Consider the following 21933-nt stretch of genomic DNA (forward strand, 5'->3'; position numbering starts at 1 on the left):
GTCCGATCATGAGAAAGGGCGCCGCCTGCGCAACGCCCTGTCAATCAACTCGTTCAGAAAGCTAAGATCAGCTTTCGCCGCCTTCCTTGTAAACGCCTTGCTCTTTCAAAGCGTCAACAACCTCTTTCGGCATATATGTCTCATCGTGTTTTGCAAGGATTTCAGTCGCCTCAAACACACCATTCACATAGGAACCCGTGCCAACCATACCCTGGTTTTCTGCGAACAAATCAGGCAGAACTCCGGTGAACGCCACCTTCACGCTTTCTCCGCCATCGGTCACCGTGAAGTGTACAGTCTCACCCTGCCCCCGAATGATCGAACCCTCTTCGACCAGACCGCCAATACGGAACACTTCGGTCGGCTTAGGCGGTTCGGCGATTACCTGACTGGGCGAACGGAAAAAGTTGATGCCGTCCTGTAACGCATATCCAATCAACCCCGTGGCCATAGCGAGGGCCACGACAGCCAGCAGAATGACTTGGACACGACGGCGTTTCTTGAGCGTTTTCATTTCATCCTCATGGGAACAACGGGGCCATCATCAGGCCCGCGGTTTCATCCTCACCTAACATCAAGTTAGCGTTCTGCAATGCTTGCCCACTGCTACCTTTTGTCAGGTTATCCAAGGCGCCAATTACGATGGTGCGGCGCTCGATCCGGTCGCCGACAACACCGATATGGCAGAAGTTCGAACCGCGCACATGGTGGGTCGATGGCGTTTCTCCAAACGGCAACATCTGTATAAACGGTTCATTTTCATAAGCATTGGCAAGCGTTTCATACACACTAGCCGGATCACCTTTGACATAGGTGGTCGCCAGAATGCCCCGGTTGGCAGGAATCAGATGCGGCGTGAACTGCACGTGCACAGTCCGGCCTGCCAGCGCCGAGAACTCCTGATCGAACTCACCCAGATGACGATGCGTGCCACCCACGGCATAAGCATTATAGCCTTCGCTAAGCTCTGCGTGCAGCAAGTTTTCCTTTAGCGCCCGACCTGCGCCCGACACGGCACATTTCAGATCGAGAACGATATCATCCAGATCAATGACACCCGCTGAAATAAGAGGCCGCAGCACATACTGCCCGGTCGCTGCGTTACATCCAGTACCAGCAACCAGCCGCGCAGTACGGATGTCATCCCGATAAAACTCGGTTAGGCCGTAAACAGCCTCTTCCTGCTGCTCCAAGGCGCTGTGCGGGTTGCCATACCATTTTTCGTACTCTTCCGGGTCACGCAGCCGAAAGTCTGCAGACAAGTCAATGATCTTCAGGTCCTTCGGCAGGTCGCGGATGACCTCTTGGCTGGTTTTATGCGGCAAGGCGCAGAAACACAGGTCGATCTGTGAAAAATCAATCGCGGAGATTTTGCACAGGTTAGGCAATTTCATATGGCGCAGATGCGGAAAGACCTGCGCCATCGACATGCCTGCCTTACGCTCAGCGGCCAGAGCGGTGATTTCCATGTTCGGGTGCTCGGCGATCAGCCGAACCAGTTCGGCGCCGGTATAGCCGGAAGCACCCAGAATTGCGATTTTATGGGTCATGACAGACCTCTTCATTCATAGTGTCACATGTCACGACCGCCGATGTGACGGTCTTCGAATAAAGTAGAATGCGCGGCTGCGTCCTTGACCTAAGTCAGGCAGCTTCGAACGTGATTTGTCGTCGGAGGAACTGCGTCGCCCGGTCACTGACAAAGGTCGGCTTTCCCGTAGTCAGAAAACCACCCTTACCATTGCCCTGCATGTTCGGGTGGCGCTCCAGATAGTCCGCCAGACTTTCGGCAACTAAGGCCCCCTGGCTGAACACCTGAACATCCGCGCCCAATGCGGCCTGAAATTCTTCTGCCATAAGCGGGTAATGCGTACAGCCAAGAATAGCGGCCTGAGGCTCGGGCATTTTGCGTTTCAATGCATCCACATGGCTGCGCACGAGCGCCTCGGCGAGGATCATGTCGCCGTCTTCGATCGCGTCTACAACACCGCCGCATGCCTGCGCCTCAACGTCCACGCCAATGGCGCGGAACGCCAACTCTCGCTGAAATGCGCGGCTAGAAACCGTGGCAGGCGTTGCAAACAGGGCCACATGTTTGACAGCAACCTCACGCGGTGGGCTGTTATCACCCCACTGCCGTTCGGTCAGTGCTTCGATAAGAGGTACAAAGACACCCAAAACACGTTTGCCTTCCGGAACGCCATCTTCTTGCATCCGACGCAGCGCCGCAGCGCTCGCGGTGTTACAGGCAAGAATCACCAGATCACATCCCCGGCTCCACAGGTCATAGACCGCACGCCGTGTCAGATCATAAATGTTCTCGGAGTCGCGCACACCGTATGGCGCATGGGCGCTATCCGCATAATACAGGAAATCCACGTCCGGCAGACGTTTCTGCGCGGCGTCAAGAACGGTCAAACCGCCCAAACCAGAATCAAAAATGCCTACTGCCATTTTCCCCTTTAGGCGCGATGCCGTTCCTCGAATTCATAGCCGTAGTCATAAGACTTCAACGGCGTCGGAGACAGCTCATACGTGGCTTTGCGCAAGAAATCCATCATCTTACGTGTATCCTTGGCCAGCGGGTCCAGAACGTCACGGCCAATGGGCTCTCCGACCACCACATTGACCGGCGTATCCACACGTTTTTTGAACTCTTTTATCAACAGCCCCATGCGCAGAGTGCTGTGCAAATGACTGGCAATCTGGAACAAACGCGAAGTATGGCCATCGAAGAAAACCGGAATAACCGTCGCGTCCGACTTCGCCACCATACGTGCGGTAAAGCCCCTCCAGCCCGGATCCATCGGGTGCGAGAAGGGTCTTGCCCCCGTGCTGACCGTACCGCCGGGGAAAATACCAATTGCCCCACCCTCGCTCAGGTAATTCAGCGCAGTTTTACGGGTATCCAAGTTCAACTTCACCGCCTCTTTCGTGTCATCAAACGAGATCGGCAGAATAATCCGGTCCAGATCCTCGGCTTTACGGAATACATGGTTCGCGAGAATGCGGAAATCGCCACGCGTCTGAGACAGCATGTGCCCCAACATCATCCCGTCGAGAATGCCATAAGGATGATTGGCGATCAAAATCAGAGGCCCGTCTCTTGGTATGTTCGACAGCGACCCGCCGACCACGTCCAGCGACAGACCATATCTGCCAACCATCACCGACCAGAAATCTTGCCCCTTGGCGACCTCTTTTTCGTACCCATCCGCGCGCTTGATCAAACGCAAGCGGCCCGTGGCATTCTCCATCACTTTGATCACCATCCGCCCGCTTTTGGTCTCGGCGGAATGGGCGTAGGAAATGTCACGAGCGACATGACGGCGCGAGGGCATTCGAATCTCCGAGGTTTGCTGCCTGCAAATTATGTGCAGGCAGCAATTTTGCCTAGGTTTAGTGACAAGCCCGTGACGAATTATTCCGCCGCGGCGCGCAATTCCGGCCCTCCGCCCCTTATGGTTGCCAGCAATTCCTCACGGCGTTTGGCTGCTTTGGCCTCATTCGCCTGCAACACTGGTCCGAACCCGCGAATATCCAATGGCAACTTCGCCAGCGCTATAACCGCGTCACGCGTATGCGGTGTAACAAGAGGCGTTACCTCTTTGATATCATGCTCATATTGCTTGATCAAAGCACGCTCCATCCGCCGTTCTGGGCTGTAACCGAAAATATCCAGCGGTGTTCCGCGCAGGATTTTCAGCTTTGCCAAAAGCTTCATCGGCTTCAGCATCCACTCCCCAAATGCGCGCTTACGTGGCCGCCCGTCCGGTCCGGTCCCTCCAAGGATGGGCGGAGCCAGATGGAACGTCATTTTGAAATCCCCATCAAACTCGGTTGCCGCCTTTTCCCTGCTGTCCAGCATCAACCGGGCGACTTCGTATTCATCCTTATAGGACAGCAGCTTATGATACCCTTTTGCCACGGCTTCGCGGATGGCTTCATCTTCGAACGTCTCCACCAACCTGCGATAGCGTTTGGCCAAGCGGCCGCTTTGATACGCGGTCAGATGCTGCGCGCGGAAGTCGATTTTTTGTTCCAACGTTTTCGGCATGTCGGAAACATTAGGCTCAAGAATTGTCGCGACTTCCTGCGGATGCAGAACCGCCCAGCGTCCGATGTCGAAGGCACGCTTATTTCGCTCAATCGCGGTTCCGTTTAACTCGATGGCCTCGACAATTGCTTGATGACTAACCGGCAACAGGCCCCGTTGCCACGCCGCGCCAAAAACCATCATGTTCGAATAGATCGAATCCCCCATCACAGCGCGCGCCAGTTCAGTGGCATCGAACATGGACAATCCGTCTTTCAATCTTGCCTGCAAGGCAAGTTCAAGTCGATCCCCCGGAATACGGAACTCGGTATCGCGGGTGAACTCTCCGGTGACAATCTCATGGTTGTTGACGACTGCACCGGTTTGCCCGGTGCGCGTCAGACCCAGTGTCTTAGCCCCAGCCGAGACGACCAAATCGCCACCAATCAGAGCATGAGCCTCGCCTGTAGCCACTCGAATCGCACTGATATCTTCTGGCTTGTTTGCCAAACGGCAATTGATGTGCACTGCACCACCCTTTTGGGCCAGCCCGGCCATTTCCATCATGCCGGCGCCTTTGCCGTCGATCTGCGCCGCCTGCGCAAGAATTGCACCCAAAGTCACCACCCCTGTGCCACCAACCCCGGTGATGACAACGTTATGGGTGCCTTTGATTTCGGGCAGAACAGGATCAGGCAGATCTGGTAGATCAATATCTGTCGTAGCCTCCTTGCGGATTTGCGCACTTTCCAAAGTAACAAACGATGGGCAGAACCCGTTTAGGCAAGAGAAGTCCTTGTTGCAGCTAGACTGATCAATCGCACGTTTGCGGCCAAGTTCCGTTTCCTTGGGCACGATTGAGACGCAATTCGACTGCACACCGCAATCACCGCAGCCCTCACAGATGTCAGTGTTAATGAACACGCGCTTATCGGGGTCCGGAAAAGTCCCACGTTTGCGTCGCCGACGTTTCTCGGCTGCGCAGGTCTGAATGTAGACAATTACAGAGACGCCCTCGATTTCACGAAACCGCTCTTGCACTCGCATCAACTCGGCGCGTTCGAATGTTTCGATACCACAGGGCAGATCCTTGAAGTTTACGTCTTCCTTTTCGTCATAAACCACGGCGACATGCTGTACGCCCATGGCTGTGACTTCGGCCACAATACGCTCTGCCGTCAGCCCGCCTTCATTTTCTTGCCCGCCGGTCATGGCAACCGCGTCGTTGAACAGGATTTTGAACGTTATATTCGTACCCGCCGACAAGGCGGCTCGAATTGCCTGCACACCCGAGTGGTTGTATGTCCCGTCTCCAAGGTTCTGGAACACGTGCTTCGTGGTCGAAAACGGCGCCTCTCCAACCCAATTCACGCCTTCGCCACCCATCTGGGTGAAGCCTGTCGTCTCACGATCCATCCACTGAACCATGTAGTGGCAACCAATCCCCGCGTAGGCGCGGCTGCCTTCCGGCAACCGGGTCGAACTGTTATGAGGGCAACCCGAACAGAAATACGGCAAGCGCGTAGCGATTTCCTCGGCATTGTCTGCTCGGCGCGCCTCGGACAGTTTTTGCAAACCCGCGCGAATGCCATCGGTCTCACGACCCTCTTCGATCAGGATTTCACCCAGTTTTTCGGCGATCATATTCGGATCCAGCGCACCACGGGTTGGGAACAGTTCCTCGCGGTGCAGAGTCCCCGCTCCACCCTTGTACCAACCATAAACACGGCGACCTCTGCGATCATCAAAGATGGCTTCTTTGACCTGAACCTCGATCAATTTTCGTTTTTCTTCCACGATCACAATAAGGTCCAACCCCTCGGCCCAATCGTGGAAACCCGTCATATCCAACGGAAAAGTCTGGCCGATTTTGTAGGTAGTGATCCCCAACCTCTCGGCCTCTTCAGCGTCGATATTCAACAGCGACATCGCATGAGACAGGTCCAGCCAGTTTTTACCTGCGGCGACAAACCCGATCTTTGCACCTGGTTTACCCCAAATGCGTTTGTCCATTTTATTAGCGTGCGAAAACGTCTCTGCAGCGAACCGCTTGTAGTCGATAATCCGCCCTTCCTGCAGGTGCGGGGTATCGCCTAGCCTGATATTAAGCCCCCCTTCAGGCATGTCGAATTCCGGCGTGATCAGTTTCATGCGGTCGAAACTGCCGTCCACAACCGATGTGACCTCGATCGTGTCCTTCATTGTCTTCAGACCGACCCAAAGCCCCGAGAACCGGCTGAGCGCAAAACCGTAGATGCCGTAATCCAGAATCTCCTGCACCCCGGCCGGACTGACAACCGGCATATACATATCGACCAGAGACCATTCAGACTGATGCAAAACGGTGGAGCTTTCTCCGGTATGGTCGTCGCCCATAGCCATCAGAACCCCGCCATGTTTGGCGGTGCCAGCCATATTGGCGTGGCGCATCACGTCGCCGGACCGGTCAACCCCCGGCCCTTTGCCGTACCATAGGCCAAACACACCATCAAAGCGTCCGTCCCCGCGCAAGCCGGCTTGCTGACTGCCCCATAACGCGGTGGCGGCCAGGTCCTCGTTCAAACCGTACTGAAATGTCACGTCACTTTCAGTCAGCTGCTTTTGTGCGCGCGTCATCTGCAGATCCACGGCACCTAACGGAGACCCGCGATAGCCAGTTACCAATCCTGCAGTGTTTAGCCCTGCCTGCGTGTCCCGCGCCTTTTGCATTAGCATCAGGCGGACGAGCGCTTGCGTTCCATTCAAAAGAATGGGGCTCTTTTCCAAATCGAAACGGTCATTCAGAGATATTAATGGCTGACTCATCAGACGCCTCCCGTCGTCAGATTAGTGTGCTATTTACGCTCCATTTTAGGTCATAACTTCTGACCTGCATAGTGTTTATCCCCTGAATCCTAAGGATTTCGGTGTTTGATTGTAGAAGTTGTCACCTATTTCATATAGGCAGTCCGAAAGATAACGAAAGTTGCGGCGATGGATTGGGACAAGCTTAGGATATTTCACGCAGTGGCAGACGCAGGCAGCCTGACTCATGCGGGCGATAAGCTAAATTTGTCGCAATCGGCTGTTAGCCGCCAGATCAGAGCGCTGGAAGAGTCGCTTGATTCGACCCTTTTTCACCGCCACGCGCGCGGCCTGATCCTAACCGAACAGGGAGAGCTGCTTTTCGACGCGACATCCGCGATGTCCAAACGCCTGGATGCCGCCGCCGCGCGTATCCGCGACAGCGAAGAAGAAGTCTTTGGCGTCTTGCGCGTCACAACCACATTTGGCTTTGGGACCCTATGGCTGGCCCCGCGCCTGCCAAAACTTTATGAGCAATACCCCGATCTAAACATTGATCTAATGCTGGAAGAACGCGTGCTGGATCTACCCATGCGCGAAGCTGACGTGGCCATCCGCATGAAAGAGCCCAGCCAGGCCGACCTTGTCCGCAAACGTCTGATGACCGTTCAGATGATGCTGTATGCAACGCAGGAATACATCGAAACACATGGCGGCATGCTTAAATCACTGGATGAGATTTCAGAACACAGGCTGATCTGTCAGACACCTTCGGCACCGCAAGTGGGTGCCAGTGCGGCGATGGTGCGGCATCTGATGACGTTTAACCCAGGTTCTTTGCTGACCGTGAACAATTATTTCGGTGTTCTGCAAGGAGTTCTGCACAATCTGGGCATTGGGGTCCTGCCGAACTATGTTACCAGGGATTTCCCGCATTTGGTCCCGATCCTGTCGGATATCGAAACAGCGGACGTTCCAGTGTACCTCGCCTACCCGGAGGAACTGCGCCATTCCAAACGCGTCGCTGCGTTCAGGGATTTTGTTCAGGACGAGATTATCGCGCAGCGCAAGCACTTGAAGCAGATGGGAAAACTGTAGCTATGCACAGCCAGCATAGCGGACATGACCTGCAATCGGCCTGAAACATCTTGATCGTTTAACAAGTGATCCCTAAATGAGCACTCGAAGGCGGTGATGCTGAAACGCTCATCATCTTCATACCTCCCTGTTGGACTATGGCCGAGCTTAGTGCTCGGCCTTTTTTTTGGCCAATCGGCAACGCGCATTGTGCCAGACTGGCAAAACATCTGGGAAACTCGGGTACTTAGACCTATGATCACGTAAAAATCACGAAGATTTGTGCTCGAGGACAGATTCGATGTTTCACCCCCTTCGCCTTTTGGTGGCGATACTTTCAGTTATTTGCCTTTCAGGACCCGTGCTCGCGCAGGAAAGCGGCGCCACCGGTTCAACGGGCGCAATCACCATTCCCGAAGACCTGACCCCTGAACAAGTTGACGATCTGGTCGCCCGCATGTCTGACGATCAGGTCCGCGCTATCCTGCTAGAGCGTTTGGACGCGGTCGCCGAACAGCGCGCTGCTGAAGCAGCCGACCGTGAAGACCCCATCAAGGAAATCAATGCGATTTGGGAAGCGATGGTGGCTTCATGGACCCACGTCGTAGTCACGGTTCCGAATATCTTCAGCGCGCAGGCTCATGCGGTCGAGAATTTTGTAGGTACCTTTGGAACGCAGGGAACGTTCGTTCTCATGGGGTTGGTCCTGAGTGTTCTAGTCGTTGGCTTCATCGCGGAAAAGCTATTCTATCTATTCACCCGCAGATGGCATAGTCAGGGTAGTGGCAGTGAAGAGAATGACCTCTGGGGCGCCGCCAGATACCTATTCCGCCGCTTCTGTCGAGAAATTGCCGGGTTGGTGGTGTTTTACGTTGTAATCCGCGCGTTGGGGCGCGGGTTGCTGACGACCGAACAACTGACCTATGCCGCACCTTTTGTCCTCTACCTGATCTGGGTCCCACGTCTGGGCGCGGCTGCCTCGCGCTTCGTTCTGGCCCCGAACCAACCTCGATATCGGCTTGTCAACATTGACGATCATTGGGCAAAATTCCTGCACCGCAATCTGATCGGTCTCTTGCTCTTGATTGGATTGACACTGTTCATCGTTCACTTCAACCAACTGAACGGGATCACCGGTCGAGAAACACGGATTGCTTTCTGGCTCAATGGTGCGATTCACATCTATATCGGAGTTATTGCCTGGAAAGCCCGCGAAGGGCTGTCGCAGATGATGCTGGGCACCGACCCGGATCGCACGAAGTTCGACGAAGAAGTCGCGTACTACTACCCTTATTTCGCTATTGGCGTCTCAGCGGTGATTTGGCTGCTGGTTGAGTTCCTCGCCGCCCAACGTGATCCGGTGTTGCGTGCCCTGCTGCTGCAAGGTGCTCATTTCACTACGATGTTCTGGCTGCTGATTGCGCCAGCGCTAGATACTTTGATCCGTGGTTTGGTGCGTCACCTGCAGCCGCCGATGCTGGGCGAAGGCCCAGTCGCCGAGCGCGCATATAAATCAACCAAACGCAGCTATATTCGTATCGGCAGGGTTCTGGCAGGTATTCTTGTCATCCTGATGATTGCTAACGCATGGGACCTGGATCTGCAGGAAATCGCGGGCGGAGGTGAAGAGTCCGGCAGCAGATTGATTCAGTTCTTCATCATCATCGCCGTCGGTTACATCCTGAATGAGCTTGTCTCGCTTTGGATCAACCGTCGTCTCGCGAAAGAACAGACTGCGGCCGATCAAAGCCCTGACGAGGAAGCCGGCGAAGGCGGCGGCTCGGGTGGCTCGCGCTTGGCTACGGTCCTGCCCCTGCTTCGTGTGACCGCGCAGGTCGCCATCGCAGTCATCTTTGTCCTGCTGGCACTGGGCGCGCTGGGTATCAATATCACTCCGCTTCTGGCCGGTGCCGGTGTGCTGGGTCTGGCCATCGGCTTTGGCGCTCAGAAACTGGTGGCGGACATTGTCGGCGGCATCTTCTTCCTTGTCGACGACGCCTTCCGAGTTGGAGAATACGTCGATGTGGGGGGCACCACCGGCACGGTCGAGAAAATTTCGATCCGCTCGATGCAGTTGCGCCATCATCGCGGCCCGGTTCACACCATTCCCTATGGTGAGATTCAGAAACTGACCAACTACAGCCGCGACTGGGTCATCATGAAGCTAAAGTTCACCGTGCCCTTCGACACCGACCCCAACAAGGTCAAGAAGATCTTCAAAAAGATCGGCGCCGAGATGATGGAGGACGAAACCCACAAGGATGGTTTCCTTCAGCCCTTCAAGTCGCAAGGCGTGTTTGACTTTGATGATGTCGGCATGATCATCCGCGGCAAGTTCATGGCAAAGCCGGGCAAGCAATTCACCTTGCGCAAGGAAATCTTCAACCGGGTCAAGGCCGCGTTCAAAGACAACGGTATCGATTTTGCCCGCCGCGAGGTTCGCGTTGCGATCCCTGGCCTGGATGAAGCGGAACATCTGACCGAGGAGCAAAAAGCCGCAGTCGGCGCGGCAGCTGGAGAGATCGCCAATCAGCAAGCCGAGCAGCAAGAGCAAAAACCCAGCTCTGGACACGGCGCGCCGAAGTAAAAGACGCAACCGAAACCAACTGCAGGCCGCCCGTCACACCCGTCGGGCGGCCTTTTTCTGGCCAGATGGCCACAGGAAAGCCTCTGACCCCGGTCTTAACCCTTTCCACCAGCGCGCCCTTGCCCTAAAAGGCGCGCAATCTCGGCCCACTTGGACACAGGACAGAAGATGCAAGAGCCCGCAATCACACCCGATCTGATCGCCGCACACGGGCTCAAGCCCGACGAATACGACATGATTCTCGAGATCATCGGGCGTGAGCCGACCTTCACCGAACTGGGCATCTTTTCGGCCATGTGGAACGAGCACTGTTCCTACAAGTCATCCAAGAAGTGGCTTCGCACCCTGCCCACCTCGGGGCCTCAGGTGATCTGCGGACCGGGTGAGAACGCGGGTGTGGTCGATATCGGTGACGGTCAGGCCGTGGTCTTCAAGATGGAAAGCCACAACCACCCGTCCTACATCGAACCCTATCAGGGCGCGGCGACCGGCGTGGGGGGTATCCTGCGCGACGTCTTCACCATGGGCGCACGTCCCATTGCCTCAATGAATGCCCTGTCCTTTGGTGAACCCGGACACCACAAGACCCGTCAGCTGGTCAATGGTGTGGTCGAAGGCATTGGCGGCTATGGCAACTGCTTCGGCGTTCCTTGCGTGGGTGGTGAGGTTCGTTTTCACCCGGCCTATAACGGCAACTGCCTTGTAAATGCTTTTGCTGCAGGCCTGGCCGACAGCGACAAGATTTTCTACTCGGCGGCTTCGGGCGTCGGGATGCCGGTCGTTTACCTAGGCGCAAAAACCGGTCGTGATGGCGTCGGCGGTGCGACCATGGCCTCGGCTGAATTCGACGACACCATCGAGGAAAAACGCCCCACCGTTCAGGTCGGCGACCCCTTCACCGAAAAGCGCCTGATGGAAGCAACGCTGGAGCTGATGCAAACCGGCGCCGTGATCTCGATCCAGGACATGGGTGCTGCTGGCCTGACCTGCTCCGCGGTGGAAATGGGCGACAAAGGTGGTCTGGGTGTCCGCCTTGATCTGGAAAACGTTCCGCAGCGCGAAGAGAACATGACCGCCTATGAGATGATGCTGTCGGAATCTCAGGAACGTATGCTGATGGTGCTCAAGCCCGAGCTTGAGGCTGAGGCGCGTGCTGTGTTTGAAAAATGGGACTTGGACTTTGCCATCGTCGGAGAAACGATTGCCGAAGACCGTTTCCTGATCGTCCACAATGGCGAAGTTAAAGCCGACCTCGTTCTGTCGAAACTGTCTTCGACCGCACCGGAATACGACCGCCCTTGGGTGGCAACGCCCGAGGCCGAGGAGCTGGCCGAGGTGCCTCAGATCGATCCGATCGACGGTCTGCGCGCTCTGCTCGCCTCACCCAATTATGCGGGTAAACAGTGGGTCTATGAACAGTATGACACCATGGTTATGGCAGACACCGCGCGCACGCCGGGTTTGGGCGCAGGCATGGTCCGCGTGCACGGTACCGAAAAAGCACTGGCTTTCACCAGCGATGTGACCCCGCGCTATGTGCGTGCCAACCCGGTAGAGGGCGGCAAGCAGGCGGTGGCCGAAGCCTACCGTAACTTGACCTCTGTCGGGGCTAAGCCACTGGCAACCACCGACAACCTGAACTTCGGCAACCCCGAAAAGCCTGAGATCATGGGCCAGTTTGTCGGTGCCATTCAGGGTATTGGTGAGGCCGTCGCCGCGCTGGACATGCCGATCGTGTCGGGCAACGTCTCGCTGTATAACGAGACCGACGGACAGGCAATCCTGCCGACCCCGACCATTGGCGCGGTCGGCCTGCTGTCTCACACCGATGAGATCATTGGCAACGAAGTCCGCGAGGGCCACGTGGCTCTGGTCATCGGCGAAACCAACGGCCATCTGGGCCAATCCGCTCTGCTGGCCGAGGTCTTCAACCGCGAAGACGGCGACGCACCGCATGTCGATCTGGACGCGGAAAAGCGCAATGGTGAATTTATTCGCGCCAACCGTGAGATGATCAAAGCTTGCACCGATCTGGGCGATGGCGGTCTGGCGCTGGCCGCGTTCGAACTGGCCGAGGCCGCTGGCGTGGGCGTCCACCTCGACGAGGCATCAACCGAGTTCCTGTTCGGCGAGGATCAGGCCCGTTATTTGGTGGCCTGCAACTTCGATCAGGCTGAGGCGCTGATGATCGCAGCTGGTCAGGCCGGTGTTCCTCTGGTTTCCGTTGGCCGTTTCACCGGCGAGACAGTGAAGGTTGGCAATTCCGAGGCTTCGCTGGAAGAACTGGCTGCAACATTCCGCAACAGCTTTGCCGAGGCCCTTGCCTGATTACAGGTCAAAACCGAATTACGAAACCTGCGTCAACACTGGCGCAGGTTTTGTCGTTTCCAGCCTGCGATCACACCCTTGCACGCCCCGTCCGGGCGCTCTACATCTTGGGAAAGACCTTCAGGAGTAACCTACATGCCGATGAGCGCCCACGAAATCGAACACCTGCTGCGCGAAGCCTTTCCGGATGCGGAAATTCAGGTCGGCGGGCATGACGGCGTGCATATGTCCGCCATGGTCGTGGACGAAAGCTTTCGCGGGAAAAACCGGGTGCAACAGCAACGCGCTGTCTATGCGGCGCTGAAGGGCAAGATGGACGGCCCTGCTGGCGAGCTGCACGCATTGGCGTTGACCACGAAAGCGCCTGAATGAGTACAGGATTTTGGGCATACTCGATTTGGGGCATTGTGCTATTAGCCATCATCGGTGTGTATGTTGTGGCGATTTTCAGACGTAGCAGATCAGAACGAAAACGGGTTACCCGGACCCCGAAAGGTGCGACCCCTAGTCAGGACTCAAGTTTGGTTGCATCAACCACAGACACCGGCAAAGGCGGTGGAGTAAGCGCCATGGCAATCCCTCGTGATCCGCAAGAGTACGCAAAAACCATGTTGCCAAAGAAATGAGTGGTTGGTTGTTCTGGATAGGTGTACTCGCAGCATTGATAGTTGCCGCTGCCCTGATCGAAGCCTATCTGAAGCGCAACCGAAAACGTAATCTTGCCGACATGCGTCCGGACCCGGACAAGATCAGCAAGGTTGGCGGAATAGAAAGATACGGGCTGGATCCATTATCTCTGGCGCAAGCCGAACATCGGCGGCTCGAAGAGGAAGGATGGGGGCCAGCCTCGGCCCAAAACGAAACGACTGCCCAAAATACGGGTGAAGAGGACAAACAAGATGACCGACGTTAAGACCCAGATCGACGAAACCGTCAAAGCCAATGACGTGGTGCTGTATATGAAAGGCACCAAGGAAATGCCGCAGTGCGGGTTTTCATCCCGTGTGGCCAGCGTATTGAACTATATGGGTGTCGAATACACTGATGTGAATGTTCTGGCCGATGACGATATCCGCCAGGGCATCAAGGACTATTCCGATTGGCCGACTGTTCCCCAGCTTTACGTCAAAGGCGAGTTTGTGGGCGGCTGCGACATCATCACCGAGATGACCTTGTCGGGCGAACTGGACACACTGTTTGACGAAAACAAAGTCGGCTACAACAAGGATGCAGCCGAGAAAATACGCGAAGCGAACGCCTGATCAGCGGCTGACGCAGCTGTCTAAAATAACCTGCTCACTGGCGGCATCTTCACCTGCCGCCAGATAGCTTACCGTTGCGTCCCAGCCTTTGGAGCGTAGGAAATACGTCCCTTCCCCACCACTGGATTCATAGCGAATACCAGAGCCACTTTCGACCTGACGCAGCGTGACCAACTGATTATCCACTATCATCGCAGCAGCACTGGATCCGTCCGATCCATTAAAATAGGCGATTTGCAATGGCGCGTCATTCTGGCAAATGAAAGTAACCGGCAGGATGTCAATCTCGGCCAACGCCGCACCGCCGACCAATGCCAGAACTGCGGCACAGGCAAGCGATTTCACTGCCTTCATCGCGCAGACCTTTCTTCAACCACAGAAGCCAAGGCCTCAGCCCGCGCAGCCAATTCCGCCAGGGTATCTGTAACCGAAGGCGGCACCACGGCAACTTCGATCCGCTCCGGCTCGGGCTGCGGCATATTTCTAAGGGTATGCAGTTCGGCTTCAACCTCGGCGAGTTTCGCCTCCAGCGCCAAGATCCGATCTTCGGTTCCAGCCGCCTTGTCGGCCAGCATCAGACCGGCCATTAACAGCATCCGCGACTCCGGCATCCGACCGATTTGATCGGACAGCACTTGCGCCTCGTCATCCAGCATCTTGGCGGCCGAGTGCAGGAACGTCTCTTCCCCCTCCTGGCACGAGACGTCAAACCCGCGCCCGCCGATTTGAATGGTCACTTCGGGCATTATTCAACCTCTCCTTCCGCCAGTTTCGCCTTGGATAGCAAGGGTTCCAGTCGAGCCAGCACTGCATGCGCCTCGGCCGCGTCCGTTGCCTGAGCGGCGCGTGTCGCCTCAAGCTCTGCCACCGTGGCACGGTTCAGCAGTTCGGCATCTGAAATACCTTCTGCAGCAGCCGCCCGCAGTTCATCCACGGATTGACGCAACTGCTCATTAGCCTTGCGCATCCGTTGCAAGTCATCATCCAGACGTGACATCGCAGCCCCGTGGCTAGAGCGTTCCGCCCGCAACATATCCAGTTCGGCACTTAACTCTGCCACACGCTCACTGTCAGCCAATTCTGATCGCAGACGCATGTTTTCCGCTTCAATGTCCTGCGCTGAATTAACGGCGGCCGACAGTCGGGCATTCTCGGCTTTTAGTGCCTCAAGCTCGTCCTGGTTTTCCAGAGCTTCCTTGGCTGCTGCCAATTCGGCACGCGCGGCTTCCACGGAAGCTAGCCGGGCGTTCGCTTCGGCTAATTGTTCGCGCAGCGCACCCTTTTCCGGATCGTCCACAGGCGCCGTCCGCAGGCTTTCCATATCAATGCGCATTGCGCTGACTTCCTGTTCGTGGCGATCCTTCAATGCTTTCAAGCGCTCTTCCAATTGTGCATTGGCGACGCGTTCGTCATCCAGCGCGGCACGCAATGCGTCGTCTGCACCGCCGCCGACCGGAGCAGTATCCCTCAGCGATTCCACGCTGGTCCCGATCCGATCCATTGCGGCAACGATACGGCGCTGTAATTCTTCGATCTGGCTCATGCCCCTGCCACCTCTTTATCAAGGTTCGTTCGTTTCCCGGCTTTGTCCGAATCAACATAGCCCGGGTCTTGGCCTAGTCTAACCCAACGGGACGGAAAATACCCACTGTTTGCTTTCAACAACTTGGGCTGTTTTCTTGATCCAGTAAACCGCTGATACGCGCGGTTCCGCTTGCACTTTGGGGGGTGGATGGTATTGAGCCCGCAATCTGCTTGTAATCCAAAGGAACAACGCCCGTGGACCTGACTGCGCTGCGCAATGCCAACCCCGAACACTGGGACAAAGCTGCGGCCATCCGCACCCTGACCCTTGACGCCGTCGCCGCCGCCAATTCCGGCCATTCCGGTATGCCGATGGGCATGGCCGACGTTGCAACAGTGCTGTTCGAAAAGCACCTGAAATTCGACGCCTCGGCCCCGAACTGGCCCGACCGCGACCGGTTCATCCTGTCGGCGGGTCACGGCTCGATGCTGATCTATTCTCTGCTCTATCTGACCGGCCACTCCGATGTCACGCTGGACGAGATCAAGAACTTCCGTCAATTGGGCGCAAAAACCGCAGGCCACCCGGAAAATTTCCTGGTCGAAGGGATTGAAACCACCACCGGCCCGCTGGGTCAGGGCATCTCGAACGCTGTGGGCTTTGCCATGGCCGAGGAAATTCAGCGCGCCCATTATGGCAAGAAGGTTGTGGATCACTACACCTACGTGATCGCGGGCGACGGCTGCCTGATGGAAGGCGTCAGCCAAGAAGCGATCACCCTAGCCGGCCGTCATGAGCTGAGCAAACTGATTGTTTTCTGGGACAACAACAACATCACCATCGACGGCACCGTCGATATGGCTGACCGCACCGATCAGGTGCGCCGTTTTGCAGCCTCGGGCTGGCATGTCATCGAAATCGATGGCCATGATCCCCAGGCCATCGACGCTGCCATCGTTCAGGCGAAAAAGTCCAACAAGCCAACCATGATTGCTTGCGAGAGCCATATCGCCCTGGGTCACGCGGCGCAGGACACTTCGAAGGGTCACGGCGCTCTTACCGATCAGGAGCAGTTGAAGGCGGCAAAAGAAGGCTATGGCTGGCCGCATGACGCGTTTGAAATCCCCGCGAATGTTAAATCCGCATGGGAAGCCATCGGTACCCGTGGAGCAGCCGAGCGCGCAGCATGGGAAGAGCGTTTCGCGCAAATCTCGGAACGCAAACAGGCCGAATTCAACCGCGCCTACGCCTTCGAAGCGCCCAAGAAACTGGCCGGTGCTATCCGCGCGTTCAAGAAACAGGCCTCGGAGGATCAACCGAAACTGGCCACCCGCGCCTCGTCTGAAAAGGTTCTGAATGTCGTGAACCCGATCATGACCGAGACCGTTGGCGGTTCGGCCGACCTGACCGGCTCGAACAACACAAAATCGGCCGATATGGGTGTGTTCCTGCCGGAAAACCGTAAAGGTCGCTATATCCACTACGGTATCCGTGAACATGGCATGGCCGCTGCGATGAACGGCATGGCGCTGCATGGTGGCATTCGCCCCTATGGCGGCACGTTCATGGCCTTCACCGACTATGCTCGTCCATCGATGCGTCTGGCTGCGCTGATGAAAGTACCCTCGGTCTTCGTGATGACCCACGACTCGATCGGTCTGGGTGAAGACGGTCCGACTCACCAGCCGGTCGAGCATCTGGCAATCTCGCGCGCAACGCCGAACACCTATGTGTTCCGCCCCGCCGACACGGTTGAGACCGCCGAGGCCTGGGAACTGGCGCTGACCTTCAAAGACAGCCCCTCGGTCCTGTCGCTGACCCGTCAGGGCGTTCCGACCGTGCGAACTGAACACAAAACCAAGAACCTAACCGCGCAAGGTGCTTATGTGCTGGCTGATGCCGAAGGCAAACGTCAGGCCATCCTGATTGCCACCGGCTCTGAAGTTTCGCTGGCGATGGAAGCCAAGGCAATGCTCGAGGCCGAAGGCATCGGTACACGTGTCGTATCCATGCCCTGCATGGAACTGTTCGCACAGCAGGACGAAGCCTACCGCAAACGCGTCCTTCCCGGTGGCCCAGTCCGCGTCGGGATCGAAGCTGCCGTGCGCGCCGGTGGCTGGGATCGCTGGCTTCTGGGTGAGCGTGGCCGCGAAGCCAAAGCTGGCTTCATCGGCATGTCCGGCTTTGGCGCGTCCGCTCCGGCAGGTGAGCTTTACAAGCATTTCGGCATCACCGCCGAGGCAACAGTTGCCAAGGTCAAGGAACTGCTGGGCCTGTAAGCCGATCACAAAGAATAAAGCAAAGGGCGGCTTTGGTCGCCCTTTTCATTTTGATTTCAGTGTGTTTCCGATTTGTTGAAAAGCGGTAGGATCACTTTGGTTCCAACGGGGATCAGTACCAATCCCCATACCAAGCCGAAGATCCCATCCATCGTGGCCTTAGAGATCCATTCCACAGCGCCGACCCATTGCTCAGACACCGAATGACCGATGGCATAGGCCCAGTCGTGGATGTGGTGTCCCAACCAGCCAAAGCCCAATACTTCCATTCCATGAATGACAATCGACCCACCAACCCATAGCATCGCCGCTGTGCCGACAATGGACAGGGTCTTCATCACCGTTGGCATTGCCTTTACCAATCCACGCCCTAAACCGCGCCCGACGGGTGTTGGCGCGTTTTGTGCCAGATACAGCCCCACGTCATCCATCTTCACAATCAGCGCGACCGACCCATAAACCGCAACTGTTACACCGATGCCCACGACCGCCAGCGTCGCGGCCTGCATCCACAGATTGGGGGCCTCAATGGCCGCCAGCGCAATGGTCATGATCTCGGCCGACAGGATGAAATCGGTCTTGATCGCTCCCCTGACCTTCTGCTCCTCCAGATGACCAGGGTCGCGCACGTTCATGTCTTCTTCGATTGCGTGGCTGCCATGTGGAAACAGGACATGGAATATCTTCTCGGCCCCTTCAAAACATAAGTATGACCCGCCCAACATCAGCAGCGGCGTGATCAGCCACGGAGCAAAGTTGGCCAGCAACAAAGCCACCGGCAGCAGCAACACAATCTTGTTGAACACCGAACCTCGCGCAATACGCCAGATGATCGGCAGTTCGCGCGCCGGCGCAAAGCCCTGAACGTATTTAGGAGTAACCGCCGCATCGTCGATAATCACACCCGCCGTTTTTGCCCCGGCCTTTCCTGCCGCCGCAACGACATCGTCCACCGACGACGCCGCGACCTTGGCGATCCCCGCCACATCATCCAAAAGGGCCAAAAGACCGCTCATTGCGCTTCCTTTCCTGTCACCTGCCGCATCCGGACCCTACCCGATCTCACGGCTAGCGCAAGCGTTAGCGCAATCGCGTTAGGTTTGCGCTAACACCTTAAAAATATGCCGCTTTTGCTCTTTTGAGATTGCGGATTCACCGCTATATGGCCTGCAACGCAAGCGCATCTGGAGACGTCATATGACCATCAAGGTCGGTATCAATGGTTTTGGCCGCATTGGCCGCTGCACCCTGTCGCACATCGCAGCGTCAGGCCGTAACGACATCGAAGTGATCAAGGTTAACGCGACCGGCCCGCTAGAGACCTCGGCGCACCTGTTGAAATATGACAGCGTCCACGGTCGTTTTCCGCGCGATGTCACCATTAACGGCAACACCATGGATCTGGGCCGCGGCCCGATGGAGATGTTCTCGACCTACGACATGAACGAACTGGACTGGGAAGGCTGCGACGTCGTTCTGGAATGCACCGGTAAATTCAATGACGGCATCAAGGCGAAAACTCACCTGGAGCGAGGTGCCAGTAAAGTTCTTCTGTCCGCACCGGGCAAGAATGTCGACAAGACTATTGTGTTCGGAGTGAACCACAACACTCTGACAGCAAACGACAATATGGTTTCGAACGGGTCCTGCACCACCAACTGCCTTGCTCCGCTTGCCAAGGTTCTGGACGAAGGTATCGGCATCGAAAACGGCATCATGACTACGATCCACGCCTATACCGGCGATCAGCCGACACTGGACCGTCGCCACAGTGATCTGTACCGCGCCCGCGCTGCAGCCATGTCGATGATCCCGACTTCAACCGGTGCAGCAAAAGCGCTGGGTGAGGTTCTGCCGAACCTGAAGGGTCGTTTGGACGGCTCTGCTATCCGTGTTCCAACGCCAAATGTTTCAGCTGTTGACCTGACCTTCCGCGCCTCGCGCGACGTCACCGTAGACGAGGTCAACGAGATTGTACGCGAAGCCGCACAGGGCCCAATGCAGCGTGTTCTGGGATATGAGCCCGCACCGCTGGTTTCGACCGATTTCAACCACACCGAAGAAAGCTCGATCTTTGCGCCGGAACAAACTCGCGTTGTTGATGGTCGTCTGGTTCGTGTTCTGGCGTGGTACGACAACGAATGGGGCTTCTCGGTTCGCATGGCAGACGTCGCCGTTGCGATGGGCCGCCTTAACTAAGAGTTGTTTGAAATATTGAACCTCTTTGCCCGCTCAGGTTATCTGGGCGGGCAATTTTGTTCGGGGCCACTATGACCAACCAAATCGCTATCTGGCTTGGCCTCCTGATCCTTGCCGCGGTCGTTATCGACTATGCGATCTTTGGGCCGGAGCATTTGATCTTCCTCGGGAAAAAACTTTACGCCTTTCTGGATTGGCTCGCCTTCTGGCGCTGAATGAAGTTTTGCTTGACATTTCTGCTCATCTATCATTGTTAGCGCTAACTTTATTCAAACCGACACTCGGACGGAGCGCATCATGACACTCAAGCTGGCAATCAACGGATTTGGTCGTATCGGGCGGGGTGTACTGCGTGCGGTCATGGAAACAGGTCGTACAGATGTGGAAATCGTTGCCATCAACGATCTGGCCAAACCCGAGATGAATGCGCATCTGTTCGAGTTCGACAGTGTGCATGGCCGTTATCCCAACAAAGTAACCCTATCCGACGCTGGGCTGGACGTGGGTACTGGCCCGATCCGTCTGACCAGCGAGCGCGATCCCGAGGCGCTGAACTGGTCAGATGTCGACGTGGTTTTGGAATGCACCGGTGTGTTCAGAACTCGTGAAACTGCTGAACGTCATTTAAAAAACGGCTCCAAGAAAGTGCTGATCTCGGCCCCTGCCCGCGGTGACGGAGCGGTAAAAACAATTGTGTTTGGTGTGAACGAAAACGAATTGACCGAAGCGGATACCGTTGTGTCGAACGCATCCTGCACGACCAACTGCCTTTCGCCGGTAGCCGCTGCGCTGGATGCAGGGCTTGGCATCGTCCACGGAAACATGACCACCGTTCATGCCTATACCGCCAGCCAGCCTGTCCACGACACGGCAGGAAAAGATCCGTACCTGTCGCGCGCAGCCGCTTTATCGATGATTCCGACAACTACCGGAGCCGCCGCCGCCGTTGGTCTGGTTCTGCCGCAACTTGCAGGGAAGCTGACCGGTCAGGCCATCCGTGTTCCTACGCCCAACGTATCAGTCGTTGATCTGGTAGTCGAAGTATCGCGCCCGACCACCGAGGATGAGGTCAATGCCCTGTTCGTAGGCGCGGCCGCCAAGATTCCAACCGTATTGGCTGCCGAAAACCGCCCGCTGGTGTCTATAGATTTCAACCACGACTCGCACAGCTCAACCGTGTCACTAGCAGAGACCAAAGTTACAGATGGCACGCTGGTGCGCGTACTGGCCTGGTATGACAATGAATGGGGCTTTTCGAACCGGATGCTGGACACTGCTGCCGCGATGGGCGCCTTAACCTAACCGTTCGCGCAGAGCAGTGTAGACGCGGGGCGTGACGAATTTGGACACGTCCCCGTCCAATCGGGCTATTTCTTTCACCAGTTTCGAGGCGATGGCCTGATGCCGAGCCTCAGCCATCAGAAACACGGTTTCAATGGAATCATCCAAAGCACGGTTCATTCCAACCATCTGGAATTCATACTCGAAATCGGCCACCGCGCGCAGCCCGCGCACGATAATCTGGGCACCTACATCTCTGGCGCAGTCGATCAACAGATTTTCGAATGGATGTGCGACAATCTCGGTCCCGGTCTGCTCGGACAAAAGGGCACATTCCGCTTCGATCATGGCGACGCGTTCCTCTAGGGAAAACAGCGGCCCCTTGTCACGATTGATGGCAACCCCAATCACAAGCTTGTCGACCAAAGCCGAGGCGCGGCGAATGATGTCTATATGGCCCAGAGTAATCGGGTCAAAGGTTCCGGGGTAAAGACCAACCCGCATTACGCTCTCCTGCGTCGTGAAATTTCCGCGCCAGCAAACATAACTTTGCCATCGGTGCAAGAGGCAGCTAA

At 56.4% G+C, this 21933-nt stretch carries 20 protein-coding genes; 10 read left to right on the plus strand and 10 right to left on the minus strand.

Going from position 1 to position 21933, the window contains the following annotated elements; genetic code table 11:
• Positions 1-67: 67 nt before the first annotated feature.
• From ccmE to ACR0D7_RS00715, 5 genes are all read right to left on the minus strand, one after another.
• Entirely contained in the window at positions 68-514 is a 447-nt protein-coding gene (gene ccmE / locus ACR0D7_RS00695) for a cytochrome c maturation protein CcmE (RefSeq protein ID WP_480677313.1), read from the minus strand.
• A 7-nt stretch (positions 515-521) separates the two neighbouring features.
• Positions 522-1550, minus strand: a complete 1029-nt coding sequence (gene argC, locus ACR0D7_RS00700) for an N-acetyl-gamma-glutamyl-phosphate reductase (RefSeq protein ID WP_480677314.1) — start codon at positions 1548-1550, stop codon at positions 522-524.
• A gap of 94 nt (positions 1551-1644) precedes the next feature.
• Positions 1645-2454 carry a glutamate racemase gene (murI, locus tag ACR0D7_RS00705; RefSeq protein ID WP_170381238.1) on the minus strand — a complete coding sequence of 270 codons (810 nt, stop codon included), beginning with the start codon at positions 2452-2454 and terminating at the stop codon, positions 1645-1647.
• Between the two features lie 8 nt (positions 2455-2462).
• Positions 2463-3341, minus strand: a complete 879-nt coding sequence (locus tag ACR0D7_RS00710; protein WP_480677315.1) for a lysophospholipid acyltransferase family protein — start codon at positions 3339-3341, stop codon at positions 2463-2465.
• Between the two features lie 80 nt (positions 3342-3421).
• Entirely contained in the window at positions 3422-6841 is a 3420-nt protein-coding gene (locus tag ACR0D7_RS00715; RefSeq protein ID WP_480677316.1) for an indolepyruvate ferredoxin oxidoreductase family protein, read from the minus strand.
• Between the two features lie 168 nt (positions 6842-7009).
• Between ACR0D7_RS00715 and ACR0D7_RS00720 the strand changes: the two genes are divergently transcribed.
• From ACR0D7_RS00720 to grxD, 6 genes are all read left to right on the plus strand, one after another.
• Complete coding sequence (locus ACR0D7_RS00720) at positions 7010-7918, plus strand: LysR family transcriptional regulator (protein ID WP_170381241.1); 909 nt, start codon at positions 7010-7012, stop codon at positions 7916-7918.
• A gap of 280 nt (positions 7919-8198) precedes the next feature.
• A complete protein-coding gene (locus ACR0D7_RS00725) occupies positions 8199-10484 on the plus strand; it encodes a mechanosensitive ion channel family protein (RefSeq protein ID WP_480677317.1) in 2286 nt (761 codons plus the stop codon).
• A 168-nt stretch (positions 10485-10652) separates the two neighbouring features.
• A complete protein-coding gene (gene purL / locus ACR0D7_RS00730; RefSeq protein WP_480677318.1) occupies positions 10653-12812 on the plus strand; it encodes a phosphoribosylformylglycinamidine synthase subunit PurL in 2160 nt (719 codons plus the stop codon).
• 135 nt (positions 12813-12947) lie between these two features.
• On the plus strand, positions 12948-13184 hold the full coding sequence (locus ACR0D7_RS00735) for a BolA/IbaG family iron-sulfur metabolism protein (protein ID WP_480677319.1): 237 nt from the start codon (positions 12948-12950) through the stop codon (positions 13182-13184).
• A gap of 250 nt (positions 13185-13434) precedes the next feature.
• Positions 13435-13725: a hypothetical protein gene (locus ACR0D7_RS00740; protein WP_480677320.1), complete on the plus strand. Its 291-nt coding sequence runs from the start codon at positions 13435-13437 to the stop codon at positions 13723-13725.
• Entirely contained in the window at positions 13712-14074 is a 363-nt protein-coding gene (gene grxD, locus ACR0D7_RS00745) for a Grx4 family monothiol glutaredoxin (RefSeq protein WP_480677321.1), read from the plus strand. Before ACR0D7_RS00740 ends, grxD begins: the two co-directional genes overlap by 14 nt.
• Here grxD and ACR0D7_RS00750 read toward each other — a convergent pair whose 3' ends face one another.
• From ACR0D7_RS00750 to ACR0D7_RS00760, 3 genes are read right to left on the minus strand one after another with little or no spacing between them, the layout of a single operon-like run.
• On the minus strand, positions 14075-14428 hold the full coding sequence (locus ACR0D7_RS00750; RefSeq protein ID WP_480677322.1) for an MliC family protein: 354 nt from the start codon (positions 14426-14428) through the stop codon (positions 14075-14077).
• Positions 14425-14820: a cell division protein ZapA gene (locus ACR0D7_RS00755; protein WP_480677323.1), complete on the minus strand. Its 396-nt coding sequence runs from the start codon at positions 14818-14820 to the stop codon at positions 14425-14427. Before ACR0D7_RS00755 ends, ACR0D7_RS00750 begins: the two co-directional genes overlap by 4 nt.
• Positions 14820-15617, minus strand: coding sequence for a hypothetical protein (locus tag ACR0D7_RS00760; protein WP_480677324.1), 798 nt, complete (start codon positions 15615-15617; stop codon positions 14820-14822). Before ACR0D7_RS00760 ends, ACR0D7_RS00755 begins: the two co-directional genes overlap by 1 nt.
• Before the next feature lie 236 nt (positions 15618-15853).
• Between ACR0D7_RS00760 and tkt the strand changes: the two genes are divergently transcribed.
• On the plus strand, positions 15854-17878 hold the full coding sequence (gene tkt / locus ACR0D7_RS00765; RefSeq protein ID WP_480677325.1) for a transketolase: 2025 nt from the start codon (positions 15854-15856) through the stop codon (positions 17876-17878).
• A gap of 56 nt (positions 17879-17934) precedes the next feature.
• Here the strand turns inward: tkt and ACR0D7_RS00770 are convergent, their stop codons facing one another.
• A complete protein-coding gene (locus ACR0D7_RS00770) occupies positions 17935-18894 on the minus strand; it encodes a DUF808 domain-containing protein (RefSeq protein WP_480677326.1) in 960 nt (319 codons plus the stop codon).
• Between the two features lie 181 nt (positions 18895-19075).
• Here ACR0D7_RS00770 and gap (ACR0D7_RS00775) point away from each other — a divergent pair, with 181 nt between their 5' ends.
• From gap (ACR0D7_RS00775) to gap (ACR0D7_RS00785), 3 genes are all read left to right on the plus strand, one after another.
• Complete coding sequence (gene gap, locus ACR0D7_RS00775; protein ID WP_170381251.1) at positions 19076-20077, plus strand: type I glyceraldehyde-3-phosphate dehydrogenase; 1002 nt, start codon at positions 19076-19078, stop codon at positions 20075-20077.
• 71 nt (positions 20078-20148) lie between these two features.
• Positions 20149-20292 (plus strand): hypothetical protein, encoded by a 144-nt coding sequence (locus tag ACR0D7_RS00780; protein ID WP_480677327.1) that lies wholly within the window; start codon positions 20149-20151, stop codon positions 20290-20292.
• An 82-nt stretch (positions 20293-20374) separates the two neighbouring features.
• Positions 20375-21379: a type I glyceraldehyde-3-phosphate dehydrogenase gene (gap, locus tag ACR0D7_RS00785; RefSeq protein ID WP_480677328.1), complete on the plus strand. Its 1005-nt coding sequence runs from the start codon at positions 20375-20377 to the stop codon at positions 21377-21379.
• Here gap (ACR0D7_RS00785) and coaD read toward each other — a convergent pair.
• Positions 21371-21862: a pantetheine-phosphate adenylyltransferase gene (coaD, locus tag ACR0D7_RS00790; protein ID WP_480677329.1), complete on the minus strand. Its 492-nt coding sequence runs from the start codon at positions 21860-21862 to the stop codon at positions 21371-21373. The two genes, gap (ACR0D7_RS00785) and coaD, sit on opposite strands and share 9 nt — an antisense overlap.
• Between the last annotated feature and the right edge of the window lie 71 nt (positions 21863-21933).

Source organism: Ruegeria sp. BB7 (assembly GCF_056539365.1).